The 12,772-nt window shown below is 48.0% G+C and carries 2 protein-coding genes; both read left to right on the forward strand.

Going from position 1 to position 12,772, the window contains the following annotated elements:
* Positions 1-8: 8 nt before the first annotated feature.
* Entirely contained in the window at positions 9-10,901 is a 10,893-nt protein-coding gene (locus AB9P05_RS11090; protein ID WP_371908896.1) for an amino acid adenylation domain-containing protein, read from the forward strand.
* Positions 10,902-10,908: 7 nt separating this feature from the next.
* Entirely contained in the window at positions 10,909-12,771 is a 1,863-nt protein-coding gene (locus AB9P05_RS11095; RefSeq protein ID WP_371908897.1) for a class II aldolase/adducin family protein, read from the forward strand.
* Position 12,772 lies beyond the last annotated feature (1 nt).

Below are 12,772 nucleotides of genomic sequence, written 5' to 3' on the forward strand. Positions count from 1 at the left end.
GAATAAGGATGAAAGCCAGCTACCTGATTAGGGATCTAGCCGGAATGGGCATTAAGCTCAAACTGGAGGATGGACAACTTGTACTTAAAGGGGCAAAATCTGCTTTGACACCTGCGGTAGTAGAGCAGATTAAAGCCAATAAAGAAGCGCTCATAGCTTTTCTTAGGGAAACCTCTGCCGGCACAGAAACTATACCTGCGCAGAAACCAGGTAGTACCTATGCTTTATCCAGTGCACAACAGCGCTTGTTTTTGCTGCACAAAATGGAAGAAAGCGCAGTGGCTTATAACATCCCTTCTGTTTTCAGGGTAAAGGGTGCCGTAAATGCTCCATTCCTTGAAGCAGCATTTAATGCCCTCATCGCCAGGCATGAAATTCTGAGAACTCAGTTTGGGCTCAGGAATTTTGAGCCTTACCAGGAAGTGGCTTCGCAAAAAGACGTGTACTTCACCCTGCGGACAGGCAGTGCCGACACTGTGGACGAAGCTTCGGGTATAATAAAATCTGTAATAAGCGCTCCTTTTGATTTAGAAAAGGCACCTCTTCTCAGAGCTGTACTTATAGGCTTAAAACAGACCGATTTTGTTTTTGCGCTCGACATGCACCATATCATCAGTGATGGCTGGTCAATGGAAGTATTCATCCGTGAGTTGTTTGCCTGCTATTCGGCGCTTGTATCGGGTGCGGAGTGGTCTGTGGCTCCGCTTTCCATCCAGTATAAGGACTATGCGGTATGGGAGCAGGTCCGGCTGTCCGGCGACGCTTACCAGGCAGCGAGAGACTACTGGCTGGAACATTTCAGCGGTGAGCTTCCTGTATTGCAGTTGCCGACAGATAAGCCCCGCCCGGGAGTACAGTCTTTTAAGGGAGCTCAGCATAGTTTTACCCTTCATGCAGCACTTACGGAAAAACTCCGCTCCGTCGCTGCCAGCCAGGGAGCGAGCCCCTTTATGGTCCTTCTGGCCCTGGTAAACAATCTTCTGTCACGCTACAGCGGCCAGGAAGATATAATTGTAGGTACGCCTGTTGCAGGCAGAGACCTGCCCCAGCTTAAAGACCAGATCGGATTTTACGTAAATACCCTTGCTCTGCGTACTGAGATAGTTGGTGAAGACACATTTTCCTCCCAGTTGGAGAAGGTAAAGTCAACGCTTCTGGGGGCACTGTCTCACAGCAGCTATCCTTTTGACAGGCTGGTAGATGAGCTTAACATTCCGCGCAGTACAGGCAGGCCTCCGCTGTTCAATGTGATGGTAAACTACCAGGAGCAGAGCAGCTCCCAGCTTCCGGCTATCGCAGGAGTTGAGATATCAGCCGAAGCCCTTCCGTTCCATACCAGCAAATTTGACCTCTCCTTTGCCTTCAGGCATCAGGGGGACAGGCTAGACTGTACCATTGAATATGCTACTGACCTGTACCTGCCATCTACTATTGAAAGGATGGACGGGCACCTGTGTACCCTTGCAGAAGCCGTGCTCGAAAACCCCGGTCTAAAACCCGCAGAAGTAAACATACTACAGCCAGAAGAAAGAGAGCAGGTACTCCATAGCTTCAACCAGACGGCAAAAGCTTATGACCTGGATAAAGACATTATCACCTTTTTCGGAAATCAGGTCAGCCTGCAACCCGAAGCGGTTGCTTTGATAGACGGCGAGACTACTTATAGCTATACACAGCTTGACAGGCTAAGCAACGGACTGGCCGAGAGGCTGACTACCAGCTATGGTGTAGGGTATGGTGACCTGGTAGGGGTGAGGATGGACCGTTCGGCAGCCCTTGTGATCGCCCTTCTGGCCGTGATGAAAACCGGAGCGGCTTACGTACCGGTAGACCCTGCCTACCCAGCAGGCAGGCAGTCTTACATTATGGAGCATGCCCGCCCCAGGCTTCTGGTTACCGATGCGCCTTCCGGAGCAGAAACGCTTCCGGTATGCATCTATCATGAAAAAGCGTTTAGTGAGCAGGCAGCCGGTTTTGCTACCAGCCTTCGGGCAGCAGACCGCGCCTATGTAATCTATACCTCCGGCTCTACGGGTACCCCTAAAGGCATCAGCATCACCCATGGCAATGTGAGTAACCTGTTACAGTGGGCAGCGGAGACGTTTGACTCCTCCTGCCTGGAGGGTGTTTTGTTCAGCACCTCAGTGTGCTTTGACCTGAGCATCTATGAGCTGTTTTATCCCCTTTCGGCAGGTGGTACGGTGATCCTGGCAAAAACAGTTACCGACCTTGCCGGTCTTGCAGCCGCACTGAAAGTACGGCTGGTGAACACGGTGCCTTCTGCGGTAAAGCTTTTGCTTGAACAGGATGCTATAGGCCCCCGGGTGAAGGTATTGAATGTCGCTGGGGAGCCTTTGAAAGATGCGCTTGTACAGCGGGTATTTGAGAAAACTAATGTAGAGCAGGTAAATAACCTGTATGGTCCTTCTGAGACGACGACCTACTCCACTCATCACCGAATGGAGCGCGGAGAGGAAGTGCGTGTGACAATAGGAAAACCGCTGGCCAACACGCAGGTGTACCTTTTGGACAGGGGCATGAACCTTGTTCCTCCCGGTGTATTTGCAGAGCTTTACATAGGCGGCAGTGGTGTATCGGAAGGTTACCTTCATTCGGAAGACCTTACTGCACAGCGCTTCCTTGCCAACCCATATGGGGCAGGACAACTCTACCGCACGGGAGACCTTGCGAGCTGGGACGGAACCGGGCAGCTGCACTACCATGGTCGAATAGACGAGCAGGTGAAGTTGCGAGGCTTCCGTATAGAGCTTGGAGAGATAGAAAAGGTACTGATGTCCCGCAGTGAAGTGAAAGAAGCTGTGGCTGTGGTGAAGGGTAGCGGTGAGGATGCGATGCTGGTGGCCTATATGACGGTAGAGCAGGGTGCGGAGCAGGCAGAAGACTACCGGAAGGTGGCTGCAGGCTTTCTGCCAGACTATATGGTGCCCTCCGTAGTAGTGGTACTGGAAAACTTACCGCTAACCCCTAACGGGAAGATAGATAAGAAAGCCCTACCGGATCCTGTGTTGCAGGAAAGAGCGTATGTGGCCGCGGCCAGTGAAACCGAGGCAGTACTGCAGACTCTGTGGCAGGAGGTGCTTGGCCTGGAGAAAGTAGGTGTCACTGACAATTTCTTTGCCATAGGGGGCAACTCCATTAAAGCGATGAAGCTGGCAGCCAGGATTTTTCATAAGACAGGTACATCCGTCAAGATAAAAGACATATTCCTTTTTCCTACAATCAGAGAGCTTGCCCCGGCACTAAAGAATTGCTCCGTGGCACTGGCTCCCATACCCCTTACAGAAGCCACAGGAGAGGTTCCTGCTTCCCTTGCTCAGAGAAGAATTTACTGGGCTCACCGTCTGCAGGGAGGTGAGGCAGCTTATAATATACCGTTTTATCTTGAACTTCGGGGAAGCCTTAAAGAGGAGGTCCTTCATGATGCGGTTCAATACCTGATTGAACGTCATGAATCACTGCGTACTGTATTTCGTGAAGAAAAAGGCCAGCTTTTGCAGGAGGTAAAGCCCCGCTTGGACGCAGAGGATGTTTTTGTATATGAGTACCAAGTTGGTGCTCCTTTATTGGGAGAATTGGCTGCAGAAGAAAGCAAGCGGATATTCGACCTTGGAGCAGGGCCATTATGGAAACTAAGAGTTGTTTGTGTCGGTGCTAATCATTATTTCTTTGGGCTGACCTTTCACCATATTATAGCGGACGGCTGGTCCATGCCTGTATTCTTCAGGGACCTGATGAAAGCCTGTATGGCTTTTGGGAGGGATGAGAAGCCAGACCTTCAGCCTTTGCCTGTTCAATACCGTGATTACAGTGAATGGCAACGTAAAGCATTACTACACGGAGAATTTAAGGAGGCAGCAGCTTATTGGGGTGAACTCCTTTCAGGTGAACTGGCTTACACCACTCTTCCCTATGACTATCTCCCGGATGAGAAAGAAAGCTCTGACGGAGATAGGGTAATCCACTCAATAGATACAAATGTGTCTGATAAGGTAGTGAGATTTGCCCTTTCACTCGGGTGCACGCCTTTTACGGTATTATACTCCACCCTCCAGGCACTGTTGTCAAAGTATACCTCAGAGAGTGACATTGTTCTGGGTATCCCTGTAAGCGGGAGGGTTCATCCTTATACTGTAGACCAGGTGGGGTTGTATATTAATACAATACTTCTGAGAGCGGAGGTTAAAGAGGAGACATCATTTGCTGAATTATGCAAAGCAAATGGAGAACAGCTATCGCTTTCTCTTGAACACCAGGAATACCCCTTCAGTGCTATATTGGAAGACCTTCAGGTTCCGGCAGACAAAAGTCCTTTGTTCGCCATCATGGTCAACTATGAAGACCAAACTGGTGAAACTGATTTTATTAAGGATATACCTTTTACACTTAAGCAAATTGACAGTCAGTATGCCCCTAGTAAGTTCGATATTAGTATAACCTTTGCCAATACAGACGGCCGTTTAAAAATATTGGCTGACTATAACAAAAACCTATACAGCAGGGGAAAGATTGAGCGCTTAATACACCATTTTGAGAAGTTGGTCCGGGTTGCTGTGGAAAACAAGGAGACTTCTCTGAAAGAGCATACCTACCTTTCAAAAGAAGAAGCCCATACGTTAAGAGACCTGGGAAGGGGAGAAGTGCTCAATCTACCTTATGGTAATATTATAAGCAGGTTTGATCTAATAGCGGAAAAACTGCCTGATCATACAGCCATTGTGGAAGATGAGGTGGTGACCTATAGCAGGTTGCGTGAAAATTCCTGCAAGCTGGCTCAGACGATGGCCGGAAAGTACGGAGTAAAGGCCGGGGTGGTCGTTGCCGTATCTATGGACAGGTCTGCAGCTCTTGTGACTACTATTCTGGCCATCCTGAGATGTAAGGCGATTTATTTGCCTATAGATATGGATGACCCGCATGCGAGGAAATCTTATATCATCAGCGATAGCCGTCCTGTACTAATGGTTGCCGCAGCAGATACCCTGTCCGACTGTGTGGTGGAGTCATATGAAGCATTATCAGCAGAGCCTGATGTATGGGACAACCTTCCCCCGAAGCAGCCGGAAACGGACCTGCCTGTATACCGGATTTATACTTCCGGAACTACCGGTAAGCCCAAAGGAGTTACCGTTTCTTCCTTTAACCTGGCTAACCTGTGCGAATGGCACATTACCCATTATCAAACGAGCGAAAGATCCCGTGCCACCCTTTTTGCCGGCATTGGATTTGATGCCTCGGTGTGGGAGATATTTCCTTATCTGCTTACTGGCGGCACACTGTATCCCGTGGCGGCAAACCTGCGTTATGATACCGGTAAGCTTGGTGTGTTTATGCAGGAAAAAGGTATTACCCATACCTACCTGCCGGTAGTTATTGCAAGGCAACTTCTTTCCTCAGAGTTTAAACCTGATAACCCTGTTCACCTGCTTACCGGGGGAGAGGACCCCGGTATGCTATGTAGTAATGAGAAAATAATACTCCATAATAACTACGGTCCTACAGAAACAACTGTGGTGGCAACAAGCTACCGTTTCCGGGATAAAGAAAACAGTTATATCCCTATCGGTAGACCTCTGCCTAATACCCACATCTACCTATTAGATGAAAACCATAAACTGGTGGGCGAGGGGCTTAGCGGTAGCATATTTATCGGCGGTCGTAGTGTTTCTTTAGGTTATCATGGACAGGACGACCTAACAGAGAAGGTTTTTGTGGCCGATCCTTTCAACCCAGGTCATCAGATGTATAATTCCGGGGATAAGGGCCGTTGGCTACCAGATGGAAATCTGCTGTTCGAGGGACGGAAAGACGAGCAGGTTAAACTCAGAGGGTATCGGATTGAGCTTAGTGGTATAGATTACCAGTTGAAGCAAATACCTTGTGTATCGGAGGCTGTTACCTTATTACTTACTGATACGAAAGACCACAAAAGGTTAGTATCCTACGTGAAGGTTGATGGTGAGGTTCCGGAAATAAGAAACTTACTGTCTAAAGCACTTCCATCCTACATGATTCCTGATCTGGTTGTGGTGGTAGATACTATTCCACTAACCGCTAACGGTAAAGTGGATAGAAAAGCACTCCCAAGCCCTGATTTCGGAAATAGGGAAATTATTGCCCCGCGTAATGACCTTGAGATGGTAGTGCGTGATACATTCAGAGAGGTGCTGGATGTAGAGGAACTGAGCATATATGATAGCTTTTTTGCACTGGGCGGGCAGTCTATCAAACTATACAAGCTTGCCTCGGCTCTTGCCGAAAAGACAGGTGTTCACTTCAACCTTTCTGACCTGTTTGTACACAATACCATCGCCGGGGTGGCAGGACTTTTGGAGGAAGGGAAGGAAGAAGTAACCATAATTCCTTATGCGGATATCCGCGAGCGCTACCCGCTTTCTTCCAGTCAGTTCAGAATGTGGATGTTGTCAGGGATTGATAAAAGTGCTCAGGCTTATAATATTGTATCTCTTCATAACGTAAAGGGACAGGTTAATTTTAGTCTGCTGGAAGAAGCGTTAACCCTTGTCATAGGCAGGCACGAGATACTCAGGACACGCTTTGTTCAGCAGGAGGAAGAAGTGTACCAGGTCATTGATAAGAATGTATCCGGGAAAATAACACTTATAGAGCCTGGTGATGAATCACTTGCAGACTTATTAAAGAATGTACCTGCCTTGGAAAGTGGAAACCTGCTGAGTCTTCGGTTCCTAAAAAGGGCAGAGGATGATTACCTGATGATATTTAGCATGCACCATATCATCAGTGATGGCTGGTCAATGGAAGTATTCATCCGTGAGTTGTTTGCCTGCTATTCGGCGCTTGTATCGGGTAGGGAGTGGTTTGTGGCTCCTCTTTCCATCCAGTATAAGGACTATGCGGTATGGGAGCAGGCCCGGCTGTCCGGCGACGCCTACCAGGCAGCGAGAGACTACTGGTTGGAGCACTTCAGTGGTGAGCTTCCTGTATTGCAGTTGCCGACAGATAAGCCCCGCCCGGGAGTACAGTCTTTTAAGGGAGCTCAGCATAGTTTTACCCTTCATGCAGCACTTACGGAAAAACTCCGCTCCGTGGCTGCCAGCCAGGGAGCGAGCCCCTTTATGGTCCTTCTGGCCCTGGTAAACAATCTTCTGTCACGCTACAGCGGGCAGGAAGACATCATCGTGGGTACACCGGTAGCAGGCAGAGACCTGCCCCAGCTTAAAGACCAGATTGGGTTTTACGTAAATACCCTTGCTCTGCGTACTGAGATAGTTGGTGAAGACACATTTTCCTCCCAGCTGGAGAAGGTAAAGTCAACGCTTCTGGGGGCGCTGTCTCACAGCAGCTATCCTTTTGACAGGCTGGTAGATGAGCTTAACATTCCTCGCAGTACAGGCAGGCCTCCGCTGTTCAATGTGATGGTAAACTACCAGGAGCAGAGCAGCTCGCAGCTTCCGGCTATTGCAGGAGTTGAGATAGTAGCTGAAGCCCTTCCATTCCATACCAGCAAATTTGACCTCTCCTTTGCCTTCAGGCATCAGGGGGACAGGCTAGACTGTACCATTGAATATGCTACCGACCTTTACGGCCCTGTCACGATTGAGCGGATGGGCCGGCACCTGGTCAGCCTTTGCGAAGCAGTGCTTGAGAACCCAGGCATAAAACCTTCAGAAGTTGATATTCTTCAGGCAGAGGAAAGAGCGCAGGTCCTGTATGGGTTTAACCAGACGGAAAGAGCGTACGACCTGGACAAAGACCTTATTTCCCTTTTCAGGGAGCAAACTGTTCGTCAGCCGGAGGCCATTGCCCTGATAGATGGAGAAACCTCCTACAGCTATGGCCAGCTTGACAGGCTGAGCAGCGGGCTGGCCCACAGGCTTATCACTAACTACGGAGTAGCACATGGCGACCTTGTAGCGGTGAGAATGGAGCGCTCAGCAGCCCTGGTGATTGCGCTTATAGCGATAATGAAAACGGGAGCTGCTTATGTACCAGTAGACCCTGGCTACCCTGCAGGCAGGCAGTCCTACATTCTGGAACACGCCCGGCCCAGATTGCTGGTGACGGATAAGCCTAAAGGAGAGAATGCGCTTCTGGTATGCTCGTATAATACAGAAGAATTTAGTGAAGCAGAAGGTCTTTCTATCAGCCTTCAGTCGACAGACCGTGCCTATGTGATCTACACCTCCGGTTCTACGGGCAACCCAAAGGGTATCAGTATTACCCATGGAAATGTGAGCAACCTGTTACAGTGGGCAACGGAGACTTTTGACTCCTCCTGCCTGGAGGGTGTACTATTCAGTACCTCAGTGTGTTTTGACCTGAGCATCTATGAGCTGTTTTATCCCCTTTCGGCAGGTGGTACGGTGATACTGGCAAAGACAGTGACCGACCTGCCCCATCTTGCAGTGGCAGAGCAGGTGAGGCTGGTGAATACGGTTCCCTCCGCAGTGAAACTGCTGCTGGATCAGGGTGCGATAGGCCCTCAGGTAAAAGTGCTAAACGTAGCGGGTGAGCCGCTGAAAGATGCCCTAGTACGCCGGGTATTTGAAAATACGCAAGTACAACAGGTAAATAACCTATATGGCCCGTCGGAGACTACGACCTACTCTACCCACCACCGTATGGAGCGCGGAAAAGAAGTGCGTGTGACTATAGGTAAACCGCTGGCCAACACGCAGGTGTACATGATGGACAGGGGCATGAACCTTGTTCCTCCGGGTGTATTTGCAGAGCTATACATAGGCGGCAGTGGTGTATCTGAAGGTTACCTTCATTCGGCAGAACTTACTGCACAGCGCTTTCTTGTCAACCCATATGGTGAAGGACACCTCTACCGCACGGGTGACCTTGCGAGCTGGGACGGAGAAGGGCAGTTGCACTACCATGGCCGTATAGACGAGCAGGTAAAGTTGCGAGGCTTCCGCATAGAGCTTGGAGAGATAGAGAAGGTACTGATGTCCCGCAGTGAAGTGAAAGAAGCTGTGGCCGTGGTGAAGGGCAGTGGCGAAGATGCGATGCTGGTGGCCTATATAGCCATAGAGCCGGGGGCAGATTTGTCGGCAGACTACCGTCAGGTTGCAGCAGGCTTCCTGCCAGACTATATGGTGCCCTCCGTGGTAATGGTACTGGAAAGCTTACCGCTAACACCCAACGGGAAGATAGATAAGAAAGCCCTGCCGGATCCTGTGTTACAGGAAAGAGCGTATGTGGCCGCGGCCAGTGAAACAGAGGCTGTACTGCAGACTCTGTGGCAGGAGGTGCTTGGCCTGGAGAAAGTAAGTGTTACTGACAATTTCTTTGCCATAGGAGGAAACTCTATAAAAGCAATGAAGCTGGCGGCAAGGCTTAAAAAGTTAAATGGAAAAGAAATATCACTTTCTGAAGTATTTACATATCCGCAGATAGACTCTCTGGCAGCGCATATCGAAACCCTGCCTGTAGCAGGATCGGATGCTATTCAAACTCTCGGTAAAGCTACGCATTATGCCCTATCTAACAATCAGAAGCGTCTCTGGATAACAGAAATGATGCAGGGTTCCGGTGCGGCATATAACATTACTCAGGGAATTATCATAGAAGGCGTTTTTAATGCAGAAATTCTAATAAAGGCGCTTCGCTATGTTACAACCAGACATGAAGTAGTAAGATCCCGCTTTGTGACTGTAGATAACGCACCTGTGGCTATAGTGGTCCCTTCCGATGATTTTTTTATTCCAGTCGGACATATCGAGGTTGGCCAGGATGAAAATAGCTATGATTCTGTAAAAAGAATAATTGACGAGAGCCAGAATGAGCCATTTGACTTGTATGAAGGGTCGCTTTTAAGGTTAAAAATTGTAAAGATTGGCGAGTTTGAAACTGGTCTTATATATACCCTCCATCATATAGTTACTGATGGAATAAGTAATGCCATATTTGAAAAAGAACTAGTAGAGGCCTACCTGGCTTATGCAGATCAAAAAAGTCCGGGTCATACTCCGCTACCTGTCCAATACTATGACTTCGCAGCATGGCAAAATGGTAAAATGGAATTAGGAGGGCAGGAAGTACTATCCGCTTATTGGAAAAACAGGCTTAAAGGAAACCTCCCTGTACTAAACCTGCCGCTAGATACTTCCCGGCTGATTGCAGACGGTGACAATACTGGAAAACTTTTTCATGGTATTCTAGACAATGAAATATTGGCTCGATTGAATCAGGTAGCCGCAAATGCAAGTATAAGCCTGTATGCCCTACTGCTGTCAGCCTATAATGTATTGTTGCAAAAAGCTTCCGGACAGGATACCATACTAACTGGCATATCCGTAGCAGGAAGGGAGCAGGAAGAATTACAGCCACTGATAGGCTTTTTTGTAAACACACTACCATTTAAAGCTACAATTCCAAAGGATATTTCATTCGGTGCTTTTGCCCAGCAAACCCAGCAAGCATTAACGCAGGATTTGAAACATCAGGCCATGCCTTTTGATCAAATTCTGAATAACCTGAATATCTCTCGTGAGCCAGGAACCTCACCAGTGTTTCAGTCCCGGTTTGTATTTAACAACTATGACACTACGGACAGGTTAGCTGTTTCTTCCCTGACTGATCTCAAAATCAGTCAGATAAATCTGTCAATGGTCCAGGCAAAATTTGACCTGAGCCTGATGCTATTCCTGGTGCCTGATGGACTGAATGTCACCTTTGAATACCGCAGCAGACTATTCCGGGAAGATACAATCTCTACTCTTTGGGCAGCCTTTAGTGAATTGCTGAAGAAGATAGCAGATAACCCCGGGCTATCTCTGAATGACCTGGACACTTATACGGATAAAAGACGCGGGGATATGGTAGCTGCGAAAGAGAAAAAAGCCTCTGCTGCACTATCTAAACTAAAAAATCTAAAAGTAAACCTGAGGTAACAACCCTATGAATACGAAGCAAACCCTTTTAAGTAGCCTGAAGAATACAAAACCGAAGGGCACTGCATTATCTGCCTCTTCTATAGATATCAGAAAGGAATTCATAGAAAATGAGCATGGTAAAATTCGCGTTTTCAGAAATACAAGGCCTGGTAACTCTCTGCAGTCATGGGTTGATGAAAACCTGAAAGAGGTGAATGCAGCATACGGTGAGTTTAAAGCTGTATTATTTCGTGGGTTTGATGTGGGAGGGAAGTTCCACACCATTTCCAGGTCTATGGCGGACTCTGATCTGCTGGACTATAAAGAGCCATCCACGCCCAGAACCCAGGTAGACAATAACATTTATACCTCTACGGAATATCCTGAAGATCAGCATATTCCGCTACATAATGAGCATTCCTATACAGATAACTGGCCCCGAAAAATCTGGTTTACCTGCGAAATTCCGGCAGAGAAAGGCGGTCAGACTCCCGTATGTGATAGCGAGGGCATGTACCAGGTTCTTCCTGCAGAAATAAGAGAAAAGTTTGAAAAACTTGGGGTAATGTATGTCCGTAACTTCGGAAAGGACATGGACCTTAAATGGGAGGAGGTTTACGGAACCTCTGACAAAAATGAGGTAGACGAATTTTGTCGCAAAAAAGGTATAAAAACTATCTGGAAAGAAGATGGTACATTGCGTACCGAGCAAGTATGTCAGGGGGTATTGGCTCATCCTGAGTCAGGCAAAAAGCTTTGGTTTAATCAGGCACATCTGTTCCATTATACCAACCTGCCCGAGTATGTACGGAAGTTTCTCACAGATCGCTATGGCGAAAATAACCTGCCGCGTAACGCCTATTATGGTGATGGCAGTGCTATTGAGGAAGAAACGCTGCAAATAATCAGAACGGCATTTGAGCAGGTGAGGATTGTGTTTGACTGGGAAAAGGATGATGTTTTGCTTCTGGACAATATGCAATTTGCCCATGCCAGGTTCCCTTTTGAAGGACAGCGCCGTGTATTGGTGTGTATGGCAGAGCCCTTTCACCATACATTTATTCCTCAAACAGAAACCCCTAAGCCTGAAGGTCAGCAGGCTGTAAACCAGACGAGAAGACAGACAGCAGATCACTTCATTCGCAATACGAAAACGGATACAAGAGAATGGCTTAAATATAAGCTGGCTGCCGCTTATCGTATTATGGTAGCCGAAAACCTTGATGAGGGTGGTATAAGCGGGCATATTAGTCTTAAAGTACCAGGAGAGAAGGATTACTTCTGGGTGAATCCCTTTGGAAAACTGGCAGAAGAGGTAACTCCTGATAACCTTGTAATGGTGGACCGCAGCGGCAATATTGTAGAAGGTAATCCGCCCATTAATACGGCCGGCTTCTGTATTCATGCTGCTATTCACACAGCTTACCCTGATGTTCATGCTGTGGCACATACCCACTCTCCCTGGGGAACTGTGTTTGGCAGTTATGGAAAACCACTTCTCCCGATAGACCAAAACTGCTGTATGTTTTATGAGAATCATGCAGTATATGATTCCTTTAACGGTCCTGTAAACGACAGTGAAGATGCCAGCCGCATAGCAGAAACCATAGCCGGAAAAAGTGCCATTATCCTTAGAAACCATGGCACTATTACATGCGGAACCAATATTGAGACTGCCGTAATGTATATGGTGGCTATGGAAAGAGCATACCGTTTGAATGCCCTGGCAGCTCAGTATGGTGAGCCAAAACTAATAGACCCCAAAGTGGCCAGGGAAACAAAAATGTGGATAGCTAATCCACTTGGCTTTCGCATCGAGTTTGATGCCCTTCTGCGGAAGGCAGAGAGAATGTTTCCTGACCTAAAGGAATACAGACCTTCCAATTAAT

The sequence above is a fragment of the Roseivirga sp. BDSF3-8 genome, assembly GCF_041449215.1.
GTDB lineage: Bacteria > Bacteroidota > Bacteroidia > Cytophagales > Cyclobacteriaceae > JBGNFV01.